Annotated in this window: 20 protein-coding genes; 6 read left to right on the forward strand and 14 right to left on the reverse strand. The window is 52.2% G+C overall.

The annotated features are described in order from the left end of the window. Nucleotides 1–10: 10 nt before the first annotated feature. The 5 genes from NSU01_RS33470 to NSU01_RS33490 all read right to left on the reverse strand — a co-directional run bounded on the left by NSU01_RS33470 (nucleotide 11) and on the right by NSU01_RS33490 (nucleotide 6,305). A complete protein-coding gene (locus NSU01_RS33470; RefSeq protein WP_052422141.1) occupies nucleotides 11–2,065 on the reverse strand; it encodes a methyl-accepting chemotaxis protein in 2,055 nt (684 codons plus the stop codon). Nucleotides 2,066–2,268: 203 nt separating this feature from the next. Beyond that, nucleotides 2,269–2,664: a transcriptional repressor gene (locus NSU01_RS33475; RefSeq protein ID WP_039305505.1), complete on the reverse strand. Its 396-nt coding sequence runs from the start codon at nucleotides 2,662–2,664 to the stop codon at nucleotides 2,269–2,271. 73 nt (nucleotides 2,665–2,737) lie between these two features. Beyond that, a complete protein-coding gene (locus NSU01_RS33480) occupies nucleotides 2,738–3,844 on the reverse strand; it encodes a Ger(x)C family spore germination protein (RefSeq protein WP_042140292.1) in 1,107 nt (368 codons plus the stop codon). After that, nucleotides 3,841–4,938, reverse strand: a complete 1,098-nt coding sequence (locus tag NSU01_RS33485; RefSeq protein ID WP_076247606.1) for a GerAB/ArcD/ProY family transporter — start codon at nucleotides 4,936–4,938, stop codon at nucleotides 3,841–3,843. Before NSU01_RS33485 ends, NSU01_RS33480 begins: the two co-directional genes overlap by 4 nt. Next, the gene (locus NSU01_RS33490) at nucleotides 4,938–6,305 is read right to left on the reverse strand and encodes a spore germination protein (protein ID WP_052422142.1); all 1,368 of its coding nucleotides are present in this window, start codon (nucleotides 6,303–6,305) and stop codon (nucleotides 4,938–4,940) included. The genes NSU01_RS33485 and NSU01_RS33490 overlap by 1 nt, the downstream gene beginning before the upstream one ends. 156 nt (nucleotides 6,306–6,461) lie before the next feature. Here NSU01_RS33490 and NSU01_RS33495 point away from each other — a divergent pair, with 156 nt between their 5' ends. The 3 genes from NSU01_RS33495 (at nucleotide 6,462) to NSU01_RS33505 (ending at nucleotide 9,251) form a co-directional block, all read left to right on the forward strand. Beyond that, nucleotides 6,462–8,015, forward strand: a complete 1,554-nt coding sequence (locus tag NSU01_RS33495) for an FAD-dependent oxidoreductase (protein ID WP_076247608.1) — start codon at nucleotides 6,462–6,464, stop codon at nucleotides 8,013–8,015. A 163-nt stretch (nucleotides 8,016–8,178) separates the two neighbouring features. Beyond that, nucleotides 8,179–8,898, forward strand: coding sequence for a 3-ketoacyl-ACP reductase (locus NSU01_RS33500; protein ID WP_039305517.1), 720 nt, complete (start codon nucleotides 8,179–8,181; stop codon nucleotides 8,896–8,898). Nucleotides 8,899–8,939: 41 nt separating this feature from the next. Then, nucleotides 8,940–9,251, forward strand: coding sequence for an antibiotic biosynthesis monooxygenase (locus tag NSU01_RS33505; RefSeq protein WP_076247611.1), 312 nt, complete (start codon nucleotides 8,940–8,942; stop codon nucleotides 9,249–9,251). A 97-nt stretch (nucleotides 9,252–9,348) separates the two neighbouring features. Here the strand turns inward: NSU01_RS33505 and NSU01_RS33510 are convergent, their stop codons facing one another. The 7 genes from NSU01_RS33510 to NSU01_RS33540 all read right to left on the reverse strand — a co-directional run bounded on the left by NSU01_RS33510 (nucleotide 9,349) and on the right by NSU01_RS33540 (nucleotide 19,434). Next, on the reverse strand, nucleotides 9,349–11,574 hold the full coding sequence (locus NSU01_RS33510; RefSeq protein ID WP_076247614.1) for an MMPL family transporter: 2,226 nt from the start codon (nucleotides 11,572–11,574) through the stop codon (nucleotides 9,349–9,351). 663 nt (nucleotides 11,575–12,237) lie between these two features. Beyond that, on the reverse strand, nucleotides 12,238–14,142 hold the full coding sequence (locus tag NSU01_RS33515; RefSeq protein ID WP_076247616.1) for an ABC transporter ATP-binding protein: 1,905 nt from the start codon (nucleotides 14,140–14,142) through the stop codon (nucleotides 12,238–12,240). After that, complete coding sequence (locus tag NSU01_RS33520) at nucleotides 14,139–15,899, reverse strand: ABC transporter ATP-binding protein (RefSeq protein WP_076247618.1); 1,761 nt, start codon at nucleotides 15,897–15,899, stop codon at nucleotides 14,139–14,141. Before NSU01_RS33520 ends, NSU01_RS33515 begins: the two co-directional genes overlap by 4 nt. Continuing rightward, nucleotides 15,892–16,278, reverse strand: coding sequence for a MarR family transcriptional regulator (locus tag NSU01_RS33525; protein ID WP_052422143.1), 387 nt, complete (start codon nucleotides 16,276–16,278; stop codon nucleotides 15,892–15,894). Before NSU01_RS33525 ends, NSU01_RS33520 begins: the two co-directional genes overlap by 8 nt. Nucleotides 16,279–16,624: 346 nt before the next feature. Beyond that, the gene (locus tag NSU01_RS33530) at nucleotides 16,625–18,031 is read right to left on the reverse strand and encodes a hypothetical protein (RefSeq protein ID WP_052422144.1); all 1,407 of its coding nucleotides are present in this window, start codon (nucleotides 18,029–18,031) and stop codon (nucleotides 16,625–16,627) included. 141 nt (nucleotides 18,032–18,172) lie between these two features. After that, nucleotides 18,173–18,457 (reverse strand): aspartyl-phosphate phosphatase Spo0E family protein, encoded by a 285-nt coding sequence (locus NSU01_RS33535; protein WP_076247620.1) that lies wholly within the window; start codon nucleotides 18,455–18,457, stop codon nucleotides 18,173–18,175. A gap of 89 nt (nucleotides 18,458–18,546) precedes the next feature. Then, on the reverse strand, nucleotides 18,547–19,434 hold the full coding sequence (locus NSU01_RS33540) for a LysR family transcriptional regulator (RefSeq protein WP_076247622.1): 888 nt from the start codon (nucleotides 19,432–19,434) through the stop codon (nucleotides 18,547–18,549). 111 nt (nucleotides 19,435–19,545) lie between these two features. On the opposite strand from NSU01_RS33540, the gene NSU01_RS33545 reads away from it, so the two are divergent. Next, the gene (locus NSU01_RS33545) at nucleotides 19,546–19,917 is read left to right on the forward strand and encodes a CidA/LrgA family protein (protein ID WP_039305543.1); all 372 of its coding nucleotides are present in this window, start codon (nucleotides 19,546–19,548) and stop codon (nucleotides 19,915–19,917) included. Then, nucleotides 19,914–20,597, forward strand: a complete 684-nt coding sequence (locus NSU01_RS33550; protein ID WP_083705701.1) for a CidB/LrgB family autolysis modulator — start codon at nucleotides 19,914–19,916, stop codon at nucleotides 20,595–20,597. Before NSU01_RS33545 ends, NSU01_RS33550 begins: the two co-directional genes overlap by 4 nt. A gap of 84 nt (nucleotides 20,598–20,681) precedes the next feature. Here the strand turns inward: NSU01_RS33550 and NSU01_RS33555 are convergent, their stop codons facing one another. Together NSU01_RS33555 and NSU01_RS33560 are read right to left on the reverse strand one after the other, a co-directional pair. Then, on the reverse strand, nucleotides 20,682–21,650 hold the full coding sequence (locus NSU01_RS33555) for a Gfo/Idh/MocA family oxidoreductase (RefSeq protein ID WP_042140302.1): 969 nt from the start codon (nucleotides 21,648–21,650) through the stop codon (nucleotides 20,682–20,684). 51 nt (nucleotides 21,651–21,701) lie between these two features. Continuing rightward, nucleotides 21,702–24,014 carry an ATP-dependent DNA helicase gene (locus NSU01_RS33560; RefSeq protein ID WP_076247624.1) on the reverse strand — a complete coding sequence of 771 codons (2,313 nt, stop codon included), beginning with the start codon at nucleotides 24,012–24,014 and terminating at the stop codon, nucleotides 21,702–21,704. A 252-nt stretch (nucleotides 24,015–24,266) separates the two neighbouring features. Between NSU01_RS33560 and NSU01_RS33565 the strand changes: the two genes are divergently transcribed. Continuing rightward, nucleotides 24,267–26,159, forward strand: coding sequence for an LTA synthase family protein (locus NSU01_RS33565; RefSeq protein ID WP_076247626.1), 1,893 nt, complete (start codon nucleotides 24,267–24,269; stop codon nucleotides 26,157–26,159). Nucleotides 26,160–26,254: the final 95 nt, after the last annotated feature.

Here is a 26,254-nt window from a genome sequence, read left to right on the forward strand (position 1 = left end):
ACTTTCTGCTTCAGGAATTCCGCTGGTCTCCGGAACTACCGCTACTCTGCCGGACGGTATCCGCTGCACCCGGAGCCTGATTTCCCGGATATAATTTGAATTTGCCGACCAGCCGCTGCAGTTCATCGGCAAGATGGCTCAGATCTGCCGAGGAAGAAGCGATCTCTTCCACCGATGCCAGCTGCTGCTGGGCAGCAGCAGAGATGGTTTCGGTATTGCCTGCCGCCTCCTGGGTAATCCCTCGGATCTCTCCGATGGCCTTCTCCATACTATCCGCTTCTGCCGTCAGCGTATGCACTGCCCCATTCATCGCTTCAATCTTCTCCGCCGCCCCTTTAACCGCCCTGCGGATTCGTGAGAAGGAGCGTCCGGTCGTATCGACCGCCATAATACCTTCGGATACCCGGTTCTTCGCATACTCCATGGTAGCTGTAGCCTGGATCATCTCCGCATTAATGGAAGTAATCTGTTCGGAGATCATTCTTGCCGACTTCTCTGATTCTTCAGCCAGCTTGCGCACCTCTGAGGCGACAACCGCGAAACCGCGGCCCTGCTCGCCTGCTCTGGCCGCTTCAATGGAAGCATTCAGCGCCAGCAGATTGGTCTGCCGCGAGATCCCGGTAATTACACCGACAATCCCCTGGATCTGTCCGGTCCGCTCATTAAGCTTATCAATGACCCCGCCCAGCTCCTCTACCGTTTCATGAATCCCGTTGATCTTATCGACTACGCTGATTACAGATTCATTCCCCTCTGAAGCGGAGAGCGAGGTCTTGTCCATCATCGCCGATACCTGCTCCATGAATCCGGAAATATGCTCTACCTCGCTTGTAGTGGCAGCCGTACTTATCATTCCTTTATTGACACTGTTAACCTGGCGCTCTGTTCCGGCAGCTACCTCCTGGATCGCTATCGTAACATGCTCTATCGCTTTGGTAGTCTGCTCAGCCCCCGCTGTCAGTTCCTCGGCGGATGAGGAGACATTGTCGGTCATCTCCTGTACACCGGTAATCATCTGCCGCAGATTGCCGACCATCAGGCGGAAATTCTCAGCCAGCAGGCCAATCTCATCTCTGCGGAAGTCCCCGATATCCTGTGACAGGTCGCCCCCGGCGATTAGCTCTGTCGCTCTGCGCAGCCGCATCAGCGGCTTCAGGATCGACGAGACATTGAAGTAGATAAGCACCAGCGCCAGCAATACAGAAACAGAGATTACAATTAATACCGTCTCCCGGATATCACTTGTCGCACGGGTAATCTCATTCTTGCTGATGGTCCCCCCGATTCTCCAGCCCGTCAGCTCATTCACCATGAAGGTCATCTTCTTGGAGGAATCCTTATAGTCATAATCGAAGCTGCCGCTCTCACTTTCGAACATTTGCTTCACGAAATCAAGTGAGGACTCCTCGCCAATAGCTTCGGTCGGGTGAACCAGGAATTTCTTGCTGCTGTCGATAATCAGAATATAACCTTCCTCGCCTACCTTGATATCTGTCAGATCGGCCAGCGAAGACAGGTTCAGATCCAGACCCACTACCCCGTTCCCGCCTTCCAGCACTGCTGAAATGGCAATAGCCGACTCATTATTTACCGTCTGGAATACCGGTGAGATCACAATCCCGCTGCCATGCTTAAGCGCATTGATATAAGCGTTCTCCTTGCGCGGGTCATAGCCGTCCGGCAGCTGGATATCAGCCGCACGGATGCCCTTGCCTTTACTGGTTCCGGCATAAATATCAAGCACATCGGAATGCAGTTTGGCATACTCCTTAAGTCTGGCCTCCAGTGCAGGCGCCCCCGCCCCCGCCGCTTCATTGTTAATAGAATCCGCCGTGAGCTGCGCAGCGAAGTAGTTAATATCATCAATTTTGGATTGAATGTTTGCATCGATAATTTCGTTAACCGCCACTACACTTTCCGTGGCATTTTGGGTGAGCTGCTCCCCGACTTTACTGCTGGCCGATTGATAGGTCTGCCAGCCTATAATGATGCTGGGTACAAGCAAAACAAGCAAATATGTAAGAATTAGCTTCGTGCGGATGGTCAGACGCGCCTTTTTATTCATATGATGGGCTCACTCTCTCTTTCTTTATGGGTCTTAAGCACGATAAATCTGCAGCCTCAATATATAATTAAATATCGCCCCTGGAAATCCTCTTTTCTCCGGGAATTCATTATAATTCTCCTATATTGCTTAATAATTTTCATATATACACAGCAAAAAACCGTTTTTATGAAAACGGTCTTTTGTTATATTTATTCTTTTTTCTAGTGCGAATTCTTATTCCGGCAGGCTGGACATACGCCTCCAAATACAACATGTGTATGGGTGATGGAATAACCCGTATCCTCCGCTACCGTATCAATCCACGCCTGCGGAACCTGACTCATCACTTCATCCACTGCGCCGCAGATTTCACAGATAATATGCTGATGGTCGTCCAGACGGGCATCATATCTGCTGGCCGCCTCTCCGAGCTTCAGTTCACGGATCATTTGTTTATCCGAAAGATACCGCAGCGAATTATAGACAGTCCCATAGGCCAGGTTATGCCCCTGCTCTACAAGACGGTTCATTACTTCTGCAGCAGTAGGATGGTCATGGGAATTACGGACGATATCATACACGGCCTGACGTTGAGAGGTTAAGTTCAGCGTTCTCATCTTTATCATCCTCTAACTTGTTTTTAGATCAAGTATAAGTCCTAGTGCCGGAAGCGTCAATCCGGGCAGGACTCTATTTGATCATTCCCGAGTATTTCACATCCACATCCGTCTTAACCTGAAATTTCAGCCGGGGATAGAGCCTCTCCCATACCGCCATTTCTGTGTCATTATTCCAGTGCCGGGCCCCGTAATGCAGCCCCCAGCCCATAGGGTCCATCCCGCTGTCCCGGATTCTGATCAGCAATGCTGTAACTGCCTTGCTGAGTTCCGCTGCTCCTGACTCCCCGATCTCCTTCAGCATGTGGTGAGTTACCATATCCTCAGTACTATTTTCCTCCAGAATTGCCCGGATCTTAATGTTGTACCGGATGTACGGGTTATCCTCCTGCTGCGTCACAATCCGGTAGCTGGAGGAGCTGCTCTCTGTATAGTACTGGTACATCCCGCCGCCTATGTGAGCCGGAAAATTCGTCCGCAGATTGGACCGGGACAGCAGATTGAACAGTCTGGTCTCGTCAGGCGTGAGAACAAGCTTGATTTTATTCTTATCCAGCAAGGCAATCTTATCGATTAGGAACTGCTCTTCCCCCTGCGCTTCAATAATAGGCAGAATTGGATCGATACCATTCTCATAAATACTCCGCATCAGCTGATAGGAGAACACTCTGGAGATAAAGGGCGACTCTGTGCCTTGTCCGTTCATCGCCAGAATCAGCGAGTTGGACGGGATTCGCTCGGACGGCGGCTTCACCTGCAGTACTTCCAGCGCCCCCGGCCTTCCGATGGCAAAATTCAGGATCAGCTGGATATCTCTGCGCCGCACCGCCCAGTCCATCACATGCCTGATGTCTTTGGCAGCGATTTGTTCACCCAGGATCAGCGACTTGCAGTGGACATAGTCCAGCTCCTTCTCCACTTTGGACTTCATTCTGCGCAGTGCCTCGGAGATACTCTCCGATTCTTCGGTAAGGATCTGCATCTTCTCATCGATCTTGGTAACATCCCCTTGCGGGATTGCCAGCTTCAGGCTCACCTTGAATGTTCCTTCCACCTTGCCGGGATCGATCCCGATGGCGACCACAAATATTCTCCGGTCGATATCTTTGAAATTGCAGCCTGTCACTGTCATGCACATCAGCAACAGCAGAAGGCAGACTGCACTCCTTTTTGTTCTCATCCCCTCCGCCTCCTTACAATCCAGTAGCACCAGAACAGCAGGAGAATCAGCAGCAGCTCCCCGTACCAGCGGATATGCAGCAGGAATACCCCAAGCAAATTAAGGTCGTATTGATCCATACGCATAAGGGCGAAGGCTCCGGCAGCAAACAGGACCAGGATAACGATCTCCTGACGCAGTTTTTTCTTAGGCTTCTTAGCCGTGGAGGGCAACAGACTGAGCAGCAGCTCTTTGCCGACATGCCACTGGATAATGGCACTGACCAGAGATAATGTAATGTAGGCGAAATAGAAGATATACAGCATGCGTTCGATCAAGAAGGCTTCGATGCGGATGCTGTCTGCCGTTGTAAACCACGTATACACATGCCGATCAACGCCAACGGTCCCGTGATATCCGATCGGCACAAAAAAGCATATGGCAAGCACCAGAAAACCTTCCAGACTTAGAATCCATATATGCCTCAGCTTCAGTCCATGAAATACCCGGTTGAATACCGCCAGATTGATATAACCGCTGAAGGTAAATGTTGCGGCCGCAATACTGTTCATATCCGGGGCATGCAGAGAGTGAGTCATCACCTGTAGCACGGCATCCCAGCTGAAATCCGGGTTAATAATCGCCTTGACTGTTGTATACAGAATTAAAGGCAGGGTAATCCCCAGCGTAAGCTCCAGTCCGTAGAGCAATGACAGCGAGTCTATCCGGGAACACAGGCAGACAACGGCCAGGAAGCCGAGTAATATTGCATACGGCCCTGTATCCGGGCTGATAAAACGCAGCGTAATGTCCACAAAGGACAGCAGGATCAGCGCCCCGGCCATATACCAGAGAACCGCATATACAAAAATCAGCGGAGCAGCCAGCTGCTTCGGCAAGGCCGACCCGAAGATTTCCGGCAGTCCCTGTCCGGGGAATTTATTGATGACTTTGGTGAACAGGTAGATAAACAGGGTGCCCGTAACCACCGCAACCAGAATGGAGGACTGCGCCCCGTCAAAGCGGGCATCGATCAGCTCCCGGGGGGCGAAATTAATGATGTTGATCAGGGTATTCATGAGAAAAAGACAATAGAAATAGCGGCTCTTAGCCATCACTCCCCACCGCTTTTCTTCCTCAGGGCCGTTCCCAGCGTATCGAGGAAAAACATCTTGAAATACGGCTGGCCGAAGCTGCGCTGGCTGCATAAATACATGGTGAAGCCCACCAGGCAGATGACAACACCGACAAGACCGAGCACTGCCGCAGCTATGACGAAGAAATATTTCAGCACACGGATGGAGAAGCTCATCATATTCAGCGGAATCAGGAAATTGGATATCGCCACAACGGAAACCAGAATAATCATAATGTTGCCGATCAGTCCTGCCGCAGTAGCGGCTTGGCCCAGAATCAGACCGCCAACCGTAGTGGCCGTCGGACCAATAGCCCGGGGCAGCCGCAAGCTCGCTTCGGTCAGAAATTCCATCATGATCATCATAAGAATGACCTCGACAAAAGAAGGATAAGGCACCGTAGCACGGCTTCCCCCAATCAGCAGGGCAATCTGCACGCGCACAATCTCCGGATTATAGGAGGTGAAAGCAATGTACAGGGCAGGCAGCCACAGTGTCATGGCCACACCGAGAATGCGCAGCAGCTTTAAGAAACGTCCAACAAAGGGAAGATGGATTTTATCATCCATAGCTGTGAAGAAATCATTGAAAATAGACGGGAGCACAATCGCGTATCCGGTAGTGTCCAGCATTACAGCGACCTTGCCTTCAGCCAAATTGAACACCACCCGGTCCGGGCGCTCCGTAACAATCGTTTTGGGGAAAATGCGCAGCTTGTCGCTGCTGATATATTTCTCCAGCTCACCGGCAGCCTGCAGAACATCCAGCTTAAGAGAGTCCAGCTTCTCTTTTAATTCGGCCAGGACATTGTGATTCACTCTGCTCTCGTCATAGAGTATAGCCACCTTGGTCTTGGACACGTTGCCGATGATGGTGAACTCCATCTTCAGTGACGAGGATTGATAACGCCGCCGGATCAGGTTCAGATTAACCGCCAGACTCTCGCCCAGCGCATCTGACGGGCCTTGGCTGATACTCTCGGTTATCGTTTCTTTAACACCGCTAACCTCAGCCTTGAGCGCATCGAAGAAGCAGAACCGGCCAGCCTGGCCTATACAGGCATAACCGCTAAGCAGAAGGTCCAGCGCGCGCTTCCCCTCTGTAACCTCCTCACTTCCGGGGTAATCCGCAATGTAGCTGTAGTAAGCTGCCGGATCGCCCATCTCGTAGAACGGCGCAACCACATTCCGGCTGATGGTCTGTCCATCCGTAACACTCTTGATATACAGCAGGCTGACCTCTCCAGAGGGAACGGCCATGATCTTGTCCTCAAGGTCACCGAAGCCGCTCAGCTGTTCCCTGATCCATTCGAGGGTCACTCCCTGCTTATGCATTTGTCCTGACATGGATCTTTCTCCCTCCAGGCCCGAATTTCCGGGGACTTCCCCTTATTTTGGCACTGTCGCCCTCTTTTCATGCACCTTCAGCCGGGCTAAGGCGTTTCTTTTACCGGAAGTGTGGTAATAAATGAAATGAATAATGACTAATGGAGGGATCAACTCATGAATTCACAGGATCACCGCTCGCAAGGTCTTCCGCAATTTCCGGAATCATTATGGAGGGGCAGCACGGAGCTGCCCTCTTTTCCGGAGCTTGCGGAAGATCATGTCACAGATGTAGCTATTGTCGGAGCAGGCATTACCGGCATTACGACAGCTTATTTACTGTCCAAGGCCGGGTATAAGGTCTCTCTGCTCGAAGCCGGAGAGATCCTCGGCGGCACCACCGGCTTCACCAGCGCCAAGATCACCGCCCAGCACGGAATGATCTACAGTGATCTGCTGAAGCACTTTGGGGAAGAACAGGCCCGGCTCTATTTCCAGTCAAACAGTGAAGCGCTGGAATGGATGATCGCTACGGCTGAAGAACTGGGGCTGTCCTGCGGGTTGACGCGGGAAGCTGCTTATCTGTATGCCGATATGGGAGATGAGAAGACGCTCAAGCAGCTGGCTGCTGAATTCGAGGCCTACCGCAAGCTTGGACTGCCCGGAGAATGGCTGGACCAGGTTTCGCTGCCACTGAGAGCCGGCGGTGCGATCAGGCTGCCCGGACAAGCCCGTTTTCATCCGCTGGAGTACCTGAAAGGGCTGCTGCAGGTCGTGCTGGACAACGGCGGCACGGTATACGAGCATACGATGATCGGCGAAAAGGTCGATACGGACGGGCATCTCACTCTCTATACCGAAGGGGAGAAGTTCAAAATTAAATGCCGCCATGCCGTGTCCGCCTCCCATTTCCCATTCTATGATGGAGGCTCCCTCTATTTCTCGCGGCTGCACGCGGAGCGGTCCTATTGTCTGGCTATTGAGCCGGAAGCAGATTATGAGGGCGGCATGTACCTGAGTGCCAGTGAACCTACCCGCTCGCTGCGCGCGGTGGAATGGGACGGGCGGAAACTGGTTATCGTCGGCGGTAATAACCACAAGACCGGACAGGGCATCTGCACCTTCGGCCACTATGAGAATCTGGAGAAGTTTGCGGGAGAATTGCTCGGCATCCGCAGCATTCCCTTCCGCTGGTCGGCGCAGGATCTGATTACCCTGGACCGGGTCCCCTACATCGGCAAGCGGGCGGAGGATGAAGAAGTCTATATTGCCACAGGCTTCGCCAAGTGGGGCATGACCAGCGGAACGCTGGCTGCACGCATGATTGCAGATGGAATTATGGGAAGCAGCAACCCTTATAAGGAGCTGTACGATCCGACACGCTTCAAGGCTAATCCGGGCATCAAAAATTTCATCGTGCAGAACTTCTCGGTCGCCAAAGAGCTTGTAGCCGGAAAAGTGGAGATTATCCATAAAAAAACAGACGAGCTTGCGCCGGACGAAGGGGCCGTTGTTTTCCATGACGGCAAACGGGTTGGCGGCTACCGCGACCCTGAGGGCAAGCTGCATCTCGTGGACAGAACCTGCACACATATGGGCTGTGAATGCGAGTGGAATGACGGGGAACGCTCCTGGGATTGCCCGTGCCACGGCTCCCGCTTCTCTTATGAGGGCGATGTGCTCGAAGGACCGGCCACAGTGCCGCTTAAGAACCTCACAGCCAAGCAGTGAGCCTGCTTCCTATACAGCAGTGTACAGAGACATTCAATTAGAATGAACTGTCTTGTCCCTCTCCGCCTGTCCCGGCGTGATTGTCTCTGTCCGCTCAGGTATAATAGCCTTATGTTCATCCAATATATAGAATTTCCTATCTTAAGGAGCGTGACGACAGGTTATGGATTTAAGAGGAACCAGTATTGTAATTACAGGTGCAGGTAAAGGCATCGGCAAAGCACTCGCGATGGCACTCGCTAAAGAAGGCGCCAACCTGGGGCTTATCTCCAGAACTTCAGCAGATCTGGAGGCACTGAAATCGGCATTGACTGAGGTATATGACATCAAGGTCAGCATTGCTGTAGCTGATATCGCGGTGCGTGAAGAAGCAGAGCGGGCTGTTGTCGCCCTGCAGAATGACCTTGGCCCGTTCGACGCGCTTATCAACAATGCCGGGATTGCCCAGTTTGGCACTTTCCTGGAGATGGACCCCGCTGACTGGGAGCGCCATATGCAGATCAATCTGTTCGGCACTTATTATGTAACCCGTGCGGCACTGCCTGCTATGATTGAGCGTTCCAGCGGCAACATCATTAATATCTCTTCTACAGCAGGAGAACGCGGCTTCGCTACAGGCTCAGCCTATTGTGCTTCCAAGTTTGCTCTGATGGGTATGACAGAAGCGCTGGCGATGGAGGTCCGCAAGCATAATATCCGTGTCGTGGCACTGACCCCCAGCACCGTCAACACAGGTCTGGCCACCGGTGCCGGCTTGAAGATCGGCGATGAAGACCGGATGATGCAGCCCGAGGATGTGGCCGAGCTGACGCTCGCTGCCCTGAAGCTTCCAGACCGCGTCTTCCTGAAGACCGCTGGCATCTGGACGACCAATCCGCAATAACTAAGGCAGATTTCACCCACACCCTATGAGGAGGACTTGGCATGCTGGTAGTCACCAACACGATTAAGATCAAAGAAGGACATGGGGAAGCACTCGCCTCGCGTTTCGGCGCAGACAATGGAGTGCAGAGCATGCCCGGATTTATCCGCATGGAGGTCTGGCAGGGCGCGCCCAAAGAAGGCGTGGAGGAACTGAAGATCTGTACTGTCTGGGAGAGCGAGGAAGCGCTGAGCGGCTGGACGTCCAGTCCCGCCTTCCGCGATTCGCACCGCGGGGCCGGCCGGAATGAAGCCATTATCGGCGCCTCACTCGACAAGTATGAGCTGGTACTCAGCCGAACTCCCGGTAACTGAATCTAGCCGTTATACGCATATACACAACAGGGATGCCCCGCAGCCTTTAAGGCTTGACGGGGCATCCCTGTTATTGCATCTGTAGTTCACAACCCGGTTATTCGCGGCCTGCTGCCGGAGACTCGCTCATGTCCTGATGCTTGCCCGGCCAGAAGGCCCGGCGGCCCAGAAGCACGGTGATGGCCGGAACCAGGAACGGCCGGACCACGAAGGTATCGAGCAGCACACCAATCGCGGTGATGATGCCGAATTGCACCAGTACCTGAATCGGCAGACTCGCCAATACGGCGAAGGTACCAGCCAGAATGAGTCCGGCGGAGGTGATTACCGATCCGGTTTCGTTCACACCTTCGGCGATGGCCCGCTTCAGCGGCATAACTTTACTCTTTTTCCAGATATTAGAGATCATGAAGATGTTATAATCCTCGCCCAGCGCTACCAGGAAGACGAAGGAATAGAGCGGAATTGCGCCTTGAATTGCATCTGCACCGAGCAGATAATGAATAATTATCCAGCCCAGACCAAGTGCCGAGAAGAAGGAGAGAATTACTGTAGCTACCAGATAAATGGTCGCCACTACAGACCGGAGATAGATCAGCAGCAGCACTGTAATCATCCCGATAACCACCGGTATAATCAGATCGGTATCCCGTTCCCCGAGCTCCTTGGTATCATGCTGGGTAGCGGTCTGTCCGCTAATCCATACCTTATCCTGCGCGTTCTCAATTCCCGACTCCGCCAGTGCCTGCTCTACCGTAGCCTGGAGCGCCGGAATGTGATTCATTGCCTCGATGGAATACGGATTGGCCTTGAATTCAATATCATATGCAGTGATGTTCTTATTGACGGCCCCCTGCTGCGGATCAGACACCACGTCCACATAGGACAGGCCGCTCAGAATGACCTTCAGATCTTCTCCGCCGCTCAGGCCCTCTGTATTCACCATCAGCTTGGCCGGTGCCAGCTCTCCGGGAGAGAACTGCTTGCCTATCAGGTCGAACCCTTCACGCGATTCCATATCTTTCGGGAAGGAGGACAGGATATCATAGGTGAATTTAATTCCGCTGGAGAACGAAGCCAGAATGCCCAATACCACCACGGTTACTCCTACGATCGCCCATGGCCGGGAAATGACAAGATGCCCGATTCCTTTTTGGGACGAACGCTTCGGCTCCGGTACCGGCTTCCCCTTGGCCTTGGCCCGCTCAATCTCCATTTGCGGAGTGCGCGGAACAAACGGGAAGAACGAGGTTCGCCCGAAGATAGCCAATAGTGCCGGAACCAGCGTCAGACTGGCAATCCCCATAATCAGAATGGAGACACTGAACGGAACCGCAAAGCGGTGGTACGCCCCGTATTTGGCCAGCAGCAGCGCGAAGAGCGCAAGGACAACTGTGAATCCGCTCATGGCGATCGCTCCGGAGGAATGGGTGATTGCACTCAGCAGTGCACGTCCCTTGTTCTCCTCAACCTTCAGCATCTGGCGGAACCGGGAAATCATAAACAGGCAGTAGTCTGTCCCCGCCCCGAAGAGCAGCACCGTCATAATAGATACGGCCTGCGAATCCACCGTAATCCAGCCTTCCTCTGCCATCTTGCCAAGCAGCGGACTAGTCACGCCATAAGCAAAGCCGACGCCAATGAGCGGTATCAATGCCAGAATCGGCGATCGGTAGATCAGGAGCAGGAAGACCAGCACCAGAATTACCGTTGCAATCAGCAGTGAAACGTCGGCATTCTTGAACAGGCCTGTGGCATCTACCGATATCCCGACAGGGCCGGTAACCCGCAGGCTTAAGTCGCCGCTGTCTTGCTTCACTACAGAAGGGTCTGTGCCTGTTTCAGTACTCACCAGCTTCTTCATCTCAGTCAGCGATTCCCCGAGCTGGTCACTGTCTGCCTTCTTGTCAAACAGCACCGGTGTGACGAGTGTGCTTCTATCCTCCGACAGTGAAGCCTGCAGCGCCTGCGGCGGCAGCTGACCAAGCGGCGGAACGAAGTTCTGATGCGCGAGCGGCTGCTGTTCAAGCTTGGAGTATACAGCAGTTATATGTAAGAGATCATCCTCTGATAAGCCGCCTTCACGATGCCATACGAGCAAAGCAGGTACGCCGCTTCCGGCAGGGAATTCTGCCTCTGCAAGGGCTGCTGCGCGGACAGATTGCGAATCCTCCGGCAGGTTGGGCGCGTTATTGACAACCTGCGAGTTCACTGAAGGCCAGATCATAGTCAAAGCCCCTACAACTGCAATCCACACCAGAAGGGTAATCCATTTTGTTTTGCCTCCTGCTACCCATTTACCGTAGCCTGACATTCCTTTCATCCTCTCTCCCATCCGCAGGCCTAAAATGAGCCGCGGGTCATTTTTACTATCCTTATCATATATACCCTAAAAATTTTAAGCAAACCTTTTTTCTAAAATAATAGATAGTTAGAGTTACAGTGGCCGACATTGCCTCAAGAACCCCCTGATTCATAGTGTCTATGACGGGTGAACTCCGTTGTCTCTATTTCTATTATTATCTGGAAACTAGTATATGATACCAAAGGAAAATAGATGGCTCTACTTAAGCCGCGCGGCATGATTCTGCCCGAAATGTTGCACAGAGTACAACTTTGCTCCTTAGATAAATGCGTACACAGGTGAATTATTGTATGATATACAACAATTACCACGTTATGTTACTTCAAAGACGGGAAATGTTGCCTTTTGTACAACAATTTTGATTTTAGGCTGATTTACCGGGGGGATTGTTGTATTTTATGCAGGATTTTTAAGCGAATAGTCCTTTACCGCCACCTAATTCCAGCTCAACTGACCGTATATAGTAAAAGCCCCGGCGTTCACGCAGACTGCCTGCAGTGAACGCCGGGGCTATGAGCTAAGCTGAGGGATACAGCCGATTGTTAAAATACATCTTCACAGTACATTTTAGAGCAGATGTTTGGAGTAAATCTCTACAGTTTACCCGCGGTCATATACCGTTTAGCCCACGTCCGGCAGATCATCCCCGGAGAACTGGCTGTTGTAGAGGTCGGCGTAGAAGCCGCCTGCTTCAAGCAGCTCCAGATGGGTGCCCTTCTCAATCACGCTGCCCTGATTCATAACCAGAATCAGATCCGCATCACGGATGGTGGACAGGCGGTGAGCGATAACGAAGCTGGTTCTGCCGTTCATCAGCGTATTCATAGCCTTCTGGATCTGCACCTCCGTGCGGGTATCGACGCTGCTGGTGGCTTCATCCAGAATCAGGATTGAAGGATCGGCCAGGATTGCCCGGGCAATAGTAAGCAGCTGCTTTTGCCCTTGGGAGATGTTCGAGGCTTCCTCGTTCAGGATCGTGTTATAGCCCAGCGGCAGCGTACGGATGAAGTGGTCGGCATGTGCAGCCTTGGCTGCCCGGACCACATCAGCCTCCGTAGCACCTTCCCGGCCGTAAGCGATATTGTCACGGATGGTGCCGTTGAACAGCCAGGTATCCTGGAGCACCATACCGAATTTGCTGCGCAGCTCGCTGCGCTTCATATTGGTGATGTTGACACCATCGATCACAATCTCCCCGCCGCTGATCTCATAGAAGCGCATCAGCAGGTTGATCAGGGTCGTTTTGCCGGCCCCGGTCGGACCTACAATGGCAATAGTCTGTCCCGGGCTGACCTCGATATTCATGTCTTCAATGAGGATAGCATCCTCTTTATAGCCGAACTTCACGTGGCGGAATTCCACGGAGCCCTCTTCTGCATCCGCTGGACGCTTCGCAAGTGAAGTCCCCACCTCAGGAACTTCCTCTTCTTCATCCAGCAGTTCAAATACACGTTCCGCCGAAGCGATGGTGGACTGGATGATGTTGGCGATATTGGCTGTCTGCGTAATCGGCATAGTGAATTGGCGCGAATACTGGATGAAGGCCTGGATATCCCCGACATCAATCGCTTTTTTGGTTACGAAGATCCCGCCGACCACACAGACGAGCACATAACCAAGGTTCCCGATAAACATCATCAGCGGCATAATAATCCCGGAGATGAACTGGGATCTCCAGCCAGAATTGTACAGGTCATCATTAATTTTGTTGAAGTCCTTCAAAGAGTTCTTCTCGCGTCCGAACGCTTTGATAATACGGTGTCCGGTATACATTTCCTCAACATGGCCGTTCAGCTGGCCCAGCGACTTCTGCTGGCCGATGAAATAGGTCTGTGAGCGTTTGGTGATCAGCATAATGACCACGAAGCTCAGCGGCAGCGTTACTATGGTAATCAACGTCAGCCACGGGCTGATGGTAAGCATCATTACGATGACACCAATAATCGTCACAATGGACGTAATAAGCTGGGTCAAGCTCTGCTGCAGGGTAGTACTGATATTGTCTACATCATTGGTCGCCCGGCTTAATATTTCCCCGTGCGTCCGGGAATCGAAATACTTCAGCGGCAGCCGTTCAAGCTTGCTGTTGATCTGCTCACGCATATCATATACGACCTTCTGCGCCACACCGGCCATCACATACTGCTGTATATAACTGAACAGTGAGCTTAACAGATACAGTCCGGCCAGGAGAATCAGAATATCATTAATATAGCCAAAATCAATCTCCGCTCCAGGTACACCCATCAGCTTGCCATAGGCGCCTTCAAACAATTTGGTGGTAGCTCTACCCATTACTTTAGGGCTGAAAATGCTGAATATTGTACTGGCAATCGCCATCACAAACACAATAATCAGCTGAACCTGGCGCGGGCGCAAATACCGGGTCAGGCGCCGCAGCGTTCCCTTGAAGTCCTTGGCTTTCTCAGCCGGCATCCTCATGCCCGGACCGCCGGGTCCTCCGCCCGGTCCGAAGCCGCCACCTGAACGCCGGGGCGGTTTCATGTCTCTATTCTGCTCACTCATGCTATTTCCTCCTCTGACAACTGCGAGGATACGATCTCGCGGTACACCTCATTGTTATCCAGCAGCTCACGGTGTGTGCCCATTCCGACAATTTCACCGTCATCCAGTACGATAATCCGGTCTGCATCCATAACCGTACTGACACGCTGTGCGACAATAAGGACTGTAGATTCTGTAGTCTCCCCCTTCAGGGCAGCACGCAGCTTGGCATCGGTCTTGAAGTCAAGCGCCGAGAAGCTGTCATCAAACAGATACACTTCCGGTTTCCGTACCAGTGCACGGGCAATGGACAAACGCTGCTTCTGGCCGCCGGAGACATTACCTCCGCCCTGGGAGATTTCCGAATTGAAGCCGTCCTTCATAGCGGTTACGAAATCATAGGCTTGGGCCACCTTGGCGGCATGAAGGATTTCATCCTCCGTAGCGTCTTCCTTCCCGTAACGGATATTCTCGTTAATGGTACCGGTGAACAGCACGGCTTTTTGCGGGATATAGCCAATCTTGCTCCGCAGATCCTCCTGCGTCATCTGGCGTACATCCACTCCATCGACGCGGATCGCACCTTCAATAGCATCATAGAATCTTGGAATCATGCTTAGCAGCGTTGATTTCCCTGACCCGGTTCCGCCGATAATAGCTGTAATCTCGCCGGGGCGTGCACTGAAGGTAATTCCGGACAGCGCAGGCTGTTCAGCCCCCGGGTAAGAGAAGGATACATTGTCGAACTCCACAAAACCGCGCATTCCGTCACGGCCGTCCGCGTGGGTAGCTGTAGCCGTAGTCTTCAGGTCTGCGGTTGTCGGATCCGTAATTTCAGGCTGCATATCGAGGACTTCATTGATACGCAGTGCAGAGGCAGAGGCTCTTGGAATCAGGACAAACATCATCGAAACCATGATGAGGGAGAACATAATCTGCATTGCATATTGAATGAAGGCCATTAGTGAACCTACCTGGAGATCGCCGTCGCCAATCCGGATTCCACCATAATAGAGGATAGCGATCATGGAGAAGTTCATCACGATCATCATCAGCGGCATCAGTCCGGCCATAACCTTATTCACTTTGATTGCAGTATCCGTCAGATCTGCATTGGCCAGACTAAACCGCTTATTCTCATGCTCAATCCGATTGAACGAGCGGATTACGCGGATACCGGTCAGATGCTCACGCAGCACAAGGTTTAATTTATCCAGCTTGATCTGGATGGCTTTAAACAGCGGAAGTCCCTTCATTCCAATGAAGAAGATCGCTCCAACCAGCAGCGGAATGACCACTACAAAGATCAGCGAGAGCTTGGCATCCTCGGACACCGCCATAATGATCCCGCCGATCATCATCATCGGAGCACCAATCATCATGCGAAGCATCATAGTTAATACGGTCTGGACTTGTGTAATATCGTTGGTGGTACGTGTAATTAATGATGCCGTACCCAGCTTGTCGAATTCATGCAGCGTGAAGTTCTCGACATGGTTGAACATCCGTGACCGGGTGTTCTTACCGAAGCCGGCTGCAACCTTAGCCGACAGATAGCTGGCAATAATGGAGCAGACTGCACCGCCGGCCGCTACCAGCAGCATGAAGCCGCCGATTCTCCAGATATAAGGCTGATCGCCATCTACAATCCCCTTATCAATAATGTCACTCATCAGGGTCGGGAGATACAAATCCCCCATGGACTGCAGGAATACGAGAATCAGTACTGCGGCTATTGCCAATCGGAAGGGTCTCAAATGCTTTAGTAATTTAATCAAGTTTCTCATCTCCGTTCATTTGTAACCGGTCTAGATTAGGCGGAGGATTGTCTTTCATGAAGGCATGTACTTTAAGCAGCAGCTCTGCCAGCTGGTCAGACTCTTCCTCACCCAGATACTCCACCATTTTGTTAAGCGTGGTGTCCATGTGCTTCTTGGCCTTGCGGGTAATAATTTTCCCCTGTTCCGTCAACTTGATGCGTACCACTCTCCGGTCGGAGGCGTCGGCTTGCCGTTCCACCATCTGCTTAGCCTCCAGACTGTTGATCAGCTGGGTGACCGTGGGCGGAGTCAGCCCCAGAAAGCGGCTGATTTCAGAAACCTTGAGTCCTACATCAGATGAATGGGACGCCCGTGCAATACATATCAATAAAGTCATCTCACTTGGCTTATGACCCTCCACGGAATGATGCAGGTGGCCTTTGCGCAGCTTCCGGAGTGCGGAGAAAAGCTTGTGTCCGACTGAATTTTCATCTTCTCTATTTATCCCAATGTTCCCACCTCCTTTTTAGTTAGGTATACAAATAATTAAATACTATATTAATTAGGCTACCTAATTATATTTTCCGAGCAAACCTTTGTCAATTCCTGAATACGCTATCAATTATTACAGATTGAAGAACGCAGGTAGATAGATGTTTGTACTTTTTTTCACATAACCACGTACAAAAGCTCCCTCAGCACGGATGGCCGGGGAGTAATCCTTAGATAAAGTAATGATAAAGCTAAATAACGCCAAAACGCTGGCTCTCATGATCAGTAACTTCTTCACGCTGTCTTACCTCCCGCAGCAGCTCCCTGTAAGCGGTCTGCTGGGTGTCGGAGGAAGCATCTCTGTTCAATTCGAACAGCGTCACACAATTAATGAAGTCCTTTCCGCTATTCAGCCTGACGGTTAACCGCAGACATTGAATAATATAGTCAATTCCCTTGGAGTACTGTTTACGGGAGATATAATACATGGCGATTTGGTAATAAAGACGGTACACACGGTCCACATTAATCGGGTCCTGAAATTGTTCAAACCGCAGCATTTCCCTGGAAAAGCGTGACAGCACAGCGTCTGCAGAGAATCCGAAACGGTTGGCCGACTCCAGGATAATGACCATACCGGATAGGATCTCACCGGGATGCTCTGCCAAAAAAGCTATATATGCCGGCAGCACCGAAGTATTGCCCATTAATATCTCAAGAGTAAAGCCATTGGCTACAGCAAACAGCCGGAAGCTATCCACGGCACTGCGCCCTTCATCATCCAGCAGCTCAAACCATCCCAGATCCGCATAACCGGCGGTGTATTTCTTGGCCTGCTCATATTCTCCCCGCTTGGTAAGCGCCGAAGCCTTCAATAGATAACCATGGCCATAATAGACTACCAGCGGGCGTTCCGCCTGGAAAGCCTCCACCCGTTTCCCCTTGCTTCTGCGCAGCTCCTCACGGTAGATCCCATGGGCTAATGCCCTCAGCTCATCGGCATATTTCTCTACATCCTTCCAGCGGTGCAGGGCAAAGCATACCTTCGCCAGCTTAAGCAGCCCGTCGAGCTGCATGTCCTCGGGAAGCAGACCGCGAAACGGCTCGAAGCGGATTACCGCGCGCAGCTTCTGTTCCATATCCACATCAGGAGTAGACTGCAGGGATTTGAAAATACGGTACTGGCTGATGGCCAGCCGTTCTGAGTAGCTATCCGGCTCATTCTCTACAATAAGCCTGTAGAACACGACCGACTCCTGTGTCTTGCCGCTGCAGAACAGCCTCTCCGCAACCGTATAGACGATATCCAGCGGCCTGGGGTATTCCATAATTCTGCTCAACACTTCATCAATACACTGCTGCTTGCCAATTTCTGCACACCGGACCAAAAAAGGCTCCACACGGCGCCGGGAAATTCTGTCCTCACTAAAGCACTCTTCCACATATAGCGGATACAGCCAGCCCTCCGGGAATCCGAATGCCCGGGTCATCGCATCCATTTGTCCCAGAGAAATCGGCTTGGGCGGATTGCCATGAAGGATCGCACTGAGACTACCGCGGTTGAGTCCGGATATTTTGGCAAATGAGGCAAGATTATGGCCCGAGCGGGACAAATTTTTCTCAATTTCCGTTCGTAGCGTTGTCAGTTTCGCCTCCACCCGGCACCTCCTCAAGGATTCACTTGTAACCCTTCTATTTATTGCCATTATAGGTGATGACTATTGAAAGCACAACAAAATGGCCCCACATCGTGAGACCTCAACATCCAGACGCTAACTGGAGTTATTGTATAATTTAGACTACTGCTGCAAGGCTGCTTTATTTCTGATCCGCTGGTTTTTGGTGTTCTTGATGTACCCTGCTGCCCCGTTCTTGCGGCTGCGCAGACTCTCCATCATCAGATTCTGGGCCAGGACAATATATCCGTCCAGCCGCTGGCTGAGTTCCAGAACCGCATGATCACTCAGACTCCGCTCCTGAGCCACTTCCAGCAATTCACTTCTTAAGTTTTCTATAGTAAGAAAAAGCTCATCTTCTCTATAATCCCTGCTCTGGTTATGGGGAGAATTCTGGTAAAGGTTCACGGTTACTCACCTTCTCTCTATCAACTTCTCCCTTATCATAATTCATGATGCCAAAAAACATATTTTGAAAAAAAAGAAAAAAATGTCGTTTACAGTTCCCCGAGCACTTTCATCGCGAAGGCGATCCACTCCCGCGCCGCGAAGGACAGATAACGGTCTCTGCGCCAGATCATCCCCAGCTGCCAGGGAATCACAGGCTCGGTCAGGGGGATGACAGCGATCCGTGAACGGTCCATATCCCGGCATATGGTCTCCGGCAGTAGCGCAATGCCCATTCCGGCAGCTACCATCCGGCTGATCAGATCCCACTGAGAGCTCTCATAGACCACCTTGGGCTGGAAGCCTACTTTGACACATTCCGATATAATCCGGTCATGCAGGGCGAAGTCCTCCCGGAACAGCACGAATTCCTCTTCTGCCAGCTCTTTCAGCGGCACATTCTGCGCCCCGTCCAGACGGTGTCCTGCGGGAACCAGCAATTGCAGCTTCTCCTCCACAAAGGTGAAGCAGTGAAACTTGGCTCTGTTGACAGGCAGGACAATCGCCCCGATATCAAGCAGGCCGGACTCCACATCATCCTCTACCTTTTTGGCGCCGTCTTCATGCAGCCTTATCGTCACTTCCGGGTAACGTCGGTGAAATTCCCCGATGACAGCAGGGAAGAAACTGGCTCCTACCATAGGAGGCAGCCCAATGCGGATATGCCCCTGCTTCAAATTGCGCAGACTGTCCAGCTCTGAGGAGAGGCTCGTGAAGGATTCCACAATATTCTGCGCCTTAACCAGCAGAAGCTCGCCGGCATCGGTCAGACGGATGCTTTTGCCCTCCCGGTAAAATAGATCCGCCCCCAGTTCAATCTCCAGATTGCGGATCATCTTGCTGATCGTGGGCTGGGTAATGTACAGCGATTCCGCCGCCCTGGAGAAGCTGTTCAGCCTGGCCGCCTGCACGAAATACTCCAGCTGTCTGATGTCCATAACGATAACCTCCATGTATAGATGAAAGGAATGTGAGATATTCAATCTATTCATTGTACCTATGAAAGAAAAGGTTGTAAACTTTCAGTAAGACGAAAGGAAGTAATCGCTATGAAAAAGATCGCCTTAGGCTTACTGCAGGTTGCCGGACTTACCGTCTTCTCCCTGCTGGTGAATACGTTAACCTCATTTCTGCATATTCCGCTTCCCGGAAGCATTATCGGGATGATTCTCTTATTTCTGCTGCTGGAGTCCGGTGTGATCCGGCTGAATTGGGTAGAGGTTGGCGCCTCGTGGCTGCTTGCCGAGCTGCTGCTCTTCTTCATCCCTTCCGCTATAGGTGTTATGAAATACTCGAAGCTGCTCGAGGCAGACGGTCTGCAGGTGCTGGCGGTTGTACTCGTGGGTACGTTTGCTGTAATGGCCGGCTCCGGGGTACTCACGGGTGCTATTTATAGAATAAAGGAGCGTAGAAGCTCATGATAACCGGATTATTATTTCTTGGACTCACCATCGCTGTCTACCTTCTGGCCAAACGTATCTATGCCTCCAGCGGCAAAATGTACACTTCTCCGCTGATTATTACACCGCTGCTGATCATCGCCTTCCTGCTGATGACGGGCAGCTCCTATGAATCTTACAATGCGGGAGGCAAATGGCTATCGGACCTGCTTCAGCCGGCGACTATCGCCTTTGCGATCCCACTCCATAAAAACTTCAGGGTACTCAAAAAGCACGCCGCCGAAATTGCGGCAGGCGTGCTGTCAGGAACGGTTATTGCCGTGATCTCATCCATGCTGCTGGCCAAATGGCTGCATCTTAGCGGTGATCTGGCAACCAGTCTGGTGCCTCGCTCGGTGACCACACCGATCGCCATGAGCATCTCGCAAAGCATCGGCGGCGTTCCCAGCATTACAGCGGTCTTCGTCATTCTGACCGGTGTACTGGGAACGATGATGGGACCGTCTGTGCTCCGCCTTTTCCGCATTGACAATGAAATTGCGCGCGGGGTATCGCTGGGAACCGCAGCGCATGGTACAGGCACGTCCAAAGCCTTCGAGCTGAGCTCGCTGACCGGCACCATCTCCAGTATCGCGATGATTCTGACGGCGCTGTTCTCTATCGGGCTTGCGCCGGCACTAATCGCGGTTTTCCTCCACTAGGCCGTCCCGGCTTGGGCCATAGACCGGCAGCACACGGCGAAAGCCATGCTGCCGGTCTTTTTTCTACATAGTAACCGTACAAGCCTACAGCTTCACTGGCACTCCGCTCTGTGCGGAATCATAAGCTGCGCAGGTCACCTTCAAGGTCTTATATCCGTCCTCATAATCGCTGAGAATGCGGGAACGGTCTCCGGTCCGCACAGCATGCAGGAATGCTTCGCTCTCCACCGCATAGGGGTTACCAGTGTTCTTGAATTCCTTGCTGTCCCCGCTGCGGACTTCCAGCAGACGTTCCGGGTTCCAGTCAAGCATTCCGTTATCATTATAGAAGCTGATGCCCGCTTTACCCACTTCTCCAGGCAGCACGCAGGTGTTGGAGATGCTGGCAATGATGCCGCTCTCCAGCTTCAAGGATACTGTACCCACATCAGACACGGTCACCCCTTCATGCTTCTCATGCATAATCCGGTTGCCGAACATCCCATAGACTTCGGTTACCTCACCAGCCAGGTAACGCAGCAGGTCGACGATATGCGTAGTCTGCTCCGTGAATTGTCCGCCGGACTGCTCCTGGTTGCGCCACCAGGCCACGCCCGGCATCCCGCCCATCCATTCTCCGACGATCATCCCTACCTTGTCCGAACTTAGCGATTGCTTCAGCCGCTGGATGTTCTCCTGATACCGGAAATGATAGCCGACGGAAGTCAGCAGCTGATGCTCCTTAATATCCTGCAGCAGGCTGGCCGGAATGGCCGTGCTTGAGCCCAGCGGCTTCTCGACAAAGAAAGGGATATCTCTTCGGATCAGCGACCGTTCAATCGCCCCGTGTGACTGTGGAGGCACGCAGATATAGACGGCATCCAGCTTGTGCGCATCCAGCATCTCGATGATATCCCCGTAGCCCTCGGCTCCGTAAGGACGGGCCATGTCCTCACCCTTTGACTTGCTGCTGCCGCAGACTGCCTTCAGTGATACATCCTCCATCCCTGCCAGCAAATCCGCATGCACCTTGGAGAACCACCCTGTTCCGACTATTCCGATATTTAGCGTCATGTCCTTACCTCCTGTTGTCTGATGAATGCCTTTTCATTCGATTATACCCGCTTATGCCATGACAAAGAAGTCCCGCCACTCCTCGGGGAGCAGCTGCCGGTAAGAATTCTGGAGAAAGCGGTCATCCGCCAGCACAATAATGCCGCTGTCGTTCTCGCTGCGGATCAGCCGGCCCCCTGCCTGCTGCACCTTGCACATGCCCGGGTAGACATAAGCGTAATCGAACCCGTTCTTCCCCTGTGCCTGAAAGTAGCTCCGCAGCAGATTGCGCTCCAGCCCCACCTGCGGCAGGCCGACCCCGACCACCATCACACCATTCAGCCGGTCGCCCGGCAAATCCACCCCTTCGGAGAAAATGCCGCCCAGCACGGCAAAGCCGAGCAGAGTATCCGGATTGTCCGGGCGGAACGCCGCAAGGAAGTTCTCCCGCTCGGTCTCGCTCATCCCGCTGCCCTGCAGCAGGGTAGCGACTTCCGGGTATTTCTCAGTGAACACTTCATATACATTCTTCAAATAGAGATAAGAGGGGAAGAAGACCAGGTAATTGCCTTTCCTTGAGACCATCCCTTTCAGTGCATCGCTAAGCGGCTGTAAGGAGGCGTCCCGGTCATGGTAGCGGGTGGATACCGGAAGCACAGATACCTGCCACTGCTCTTTATGAAAAGGCGAGGACAGGCTCAGGCTGTAGTCCTCCTCATCTGCGCCGATCATATCCCTGTAATAGGAGAGGGGCGAGAGTGTGGCTGAGAACAGGATCTGACTGCGGAAGCTCTTAGCCATCTGCTGCAGCAAATGCGACGGATCGAGATTGAACAGCTTCAGGTACACATCACCGCTGCGCACTTCCGCATAGGTAATGTAACGCTCATCATAGGTCTTGAACGTACGCAGCATTCCCTGCACCGCATAGTACGTATCCAGCAGGCTGCCGGCTTCCCCCTCCTCCGCCGGCGGAGTAATCAGCGGGGAAGCATGCAGCAGCTCCAGCTCGGCTTCGGAAGCGAAAAGCTCAAGCAGCTCCGGCAGCTCCCCGGGATACTCCGTCCATTCTCCCGCCCCCTTGTCCCCGCAGCTCTTCCGCAGCGCAATGAAGAAGGCATTTACGGCTTTCGCGGTGCTGCTTAGCCGCGGATTCACCGTTTTGTATTGCCGCTGAAGTCCCAGGAACGGCGCCTTGGTAAGCGAGGCGGAGTACATCTCCCGCCCCCGGTCCACCAGATTATGCGCTTCATCCACGAGCAGCACCGTTTTTTTCTTCCGCTCCTCGGACATCCGCTTCAGGCTGATCCGGGGGTCATAGATATAATTATAATCGCAGATGACAATGTCGCAGGCGTAGGCGGCATCCAGGGAGAATTCGAACGGGCAGACCTCATGCTTTCGGGCATAAGCGGCAATGGTCTCGCGTGTCATCAGCGTTTCGTGCTCCAGCATATCGAGCATGGCGGCATTGATCCGGTCATAGTAGCCTTCTGCAAAAGGACAGGAATCCGCACCGCAGCTTCCTTCCTCACGGAAACATGCCTTCTCCTTGGCCGTAAGCGTAATCACATGCAGATGCAGCCCCCGGCTGTTCAGCATCATCACCGCCTCCTGTGCCGCAATCCGTGTAACCGTCTTGGCGGTCAGATAGAAGATGCCGGACACCTTGTCCTCTCCTAGGGCTTTGACCGCCGGGAACAGGGTGGACATCGTTTTGCCGATGCCTGTGGGTGCCTGCGCGAAGAGATTGGCCCCCTCTGCAATCGAAGTGTAGACTGCAGCAGCGAAGTGGCGCTGGCCGGGCCGGTAACCTGAGAACGGAAACGACAAGCTTTGGATGCTCTCTCCCCTCTTCGCCCTGTAGCGGACCATCATTTCAGCATACGGCGCATACTTGGCTACCGTCTCTTCAGCAAAGGCTGTCAGCTCTTCGCGGGTCATTTCCCGGTAAAGGCTATACTGCTCCTCACTTCCCCGCTGCACATAGGTTAACTTAACCTGTATTGCCGGGAGATCCAGATCCTGCGTGAGGATATAGGCATACATGAAAGCCTGCGCCCAGTGTACCTCACGTCCTTCCAAGGCAGAATCCGGCGTTCCGGCAATGGATTTGATCTCCTCCACAGTCAGGCTGCCGTCCCCGGCTGCAAGCAGGCCGTCGCAGCGCCCGTCGATGATGAACAGCAGATCCCCATGCGGAATCTCCGTTTTTAAATACACCTCTTTGCGGTCCGCTTCCTTATATTGCTTCTGAATCAGCTGATGGCTGCGCGTACCCTCCACCATAGCCGCACCGCTGCGGAATCCCGGCTCCAGACTGCCGCTGCTGAAGGCATACTCGACCAGTGCCCTCACGGATAAAGCGATTTCTGCATAGCTCATCATGCATCACCTCCATTAATTCCCGGATTTTTCTTTTGGCTCAGACGTCATTTTCGTCCTTTATCACGGATATAAACCTGCCTGAGGGCGTTACCGGCCCTTGGATTCATTCAGGATTGATTTTACGCTTTCCCCAAAGGGTATGCGGCGGTTTCTGATTTTTGACATTCCTTGCCTGGCGCTGCATAATAGGCTTTATTGATAATGGTATTCTTTTGTCCTCATGCCGCTGTTTCCTTCCAGCCGGGAAACATGTTTATTCTTAAGAAAGAAGGCGAAGCTGTGTCATCCGTAACGATAAAACGATGGTTGCTCAAGCCATTTGTGTTCTTCTCAATTATTTTCGTCCTTAAAAGCCTTTTAGCCTGGGGTGTCATTTTTGAAGACCTGCAGTTCTGGAAATCGGTACTGACGGAGATCCCTTTTGTCTGGGCACTTTTCTTCCTGATTGAGCGTTTTGCCTCCAAACGGAAACTCGGATATTACATGACGGTTAATCTGCTGGTTACCGCCATCTTTTTTGCCGCTATTATGTACTTCAAATATTACGGGGTTATTGTCACTTACCATGCGGCAGAGCAGGTGAACCAGGTCACTGCGGTGCGCAACAGCGTATTCTCACTCATGGACCCTTATTATCTGCTGATCTTCACCGACATTATCGTCCTTGGCTTCTACTTCTTCATTAACAAGAACGGACGCAACTACAAGAAGGATAAAATTAACCGCCACAACGGAAGAATGCTGCATGTCGTCCTGTTCGCAGTTTCACTCGGACTCTGCCTGTTCAATATTCTTCCCAACAAAGCAAGCATGAATGAAATTAAGAAGGCCCAGGAAATGGGTATCCTTAATTATGAAGCATATACTATCTTTGCTCAAGATAAACCAGAGCTTGTAAATGCCAGCGAGATTACGCAGGATACCATTAATCAGCTTAAGGGAATCGATCCTTCTGCGGTATCCCCGTATGCCGGGGCTGCCAAGGGCAATAATCTGATTATTATTCAGCTGGAATCCTTCCAGAACTTCCTGCTCGGTCTGAAGGTGGACGGCCAGGAAATCACACCTAACCTGAACCGCCTGATGGAGGACAGCCTGTATTTCAACAACTTCTATCAGATGGTCGGCCAGGGCAACACTTCAGACGCAGAATTCGTAGTTAATTCGTCCTTCTACATTCCACCGCAAGGCGCAGCTACAATGTCTTATGTGGATAAGGAAGTGCCAAGTCTGCCGCGTCTGCTGCAGGCCAGCGGATATCAGACAGCCACCTTCCATACGAATGATGTGGAATTCTGGAACCGCGGCGAGCTGTACAGCTCACTGGGCTGGGAGCATTATTACGATCACAAGTTCTTCGGGGACGAGGACACCTTCTTCTTCGGGGCTTCCGATGAAATGCTCTACAGCAAAACTGCTGAGAAGCTGAAAGAAATGAGCGATGAGGGACAGCCATTCTACGCACAGGTAATTTCAATGTCTGCCCACCATCCGTTCACCATCCCTGCAGAAAAGTATAAAATGAAGCTGCCTGAACGTTATGAAGGTACTTTCGTCGGAGATTATATCCGGTCGCAGAACTATGCCGACTATGCCTTCGGACAATTCGTGGATGAACTGAAGGCGGACGGAATATGGGATAACAGCCTGATTATGGTCTACGGAGACCATATGGGACTGCCTATCTACTCGCTTGATCACGACGACAAGGAATTAATGAAGGAAATCTACGGTTATGATTATGCCTATGCAAATATGCTGAATATTCCGCTGCTCGTTCACGGCAAGGGATTGGCGCCGCAGACACTTGAGCAGGTGGGCGGAGAAGTGGATATTATGCCTACTGCTGCCAGCCTGCTGGGCGTATCGATGGATAACAATATTCATTTCGGCCAGGATTTGCTCAGCCAGTCTTACAATCTGCTGCCTCAGCGGTATTACCTGCCTACCGGTTCGTTTATCGCCAGCTCCGGCCTGCTCATTCCCGGCAACAGCTTTGAGGATAATACACAATATCCGCTTGCGAGCGGCGGTCATACTCCGGCCGGCACCGAGGATGAATATACCCGTGCCTTACGGCTGCGCCAGTTGTCGGACAGCTATGTTACTCAGCTGCCGGACAAAGAAACGGCTGAAGAATAGTTCTGAGCCTGTCGTAGAATATACAGAAATAAGCCAGCCTCCCGAAACTTTGGGGGCTGGCTTATTTTATATACTTCATGGCTGCTATAACTGTT

Origin of the sequence: Paenibacillus sp. FSL H8-0259 (genome assembly GCF_037963255.1) — a bacterium.
In the GTDB taxonomy this organism is placed as follows: domain Bacteria; phylum Bacillota; class Bacilli; order Paenibacillales; family Paenibacillaceae; genus Paenibacillus_AQ; species Paenibacillus_AQ phytohabitans.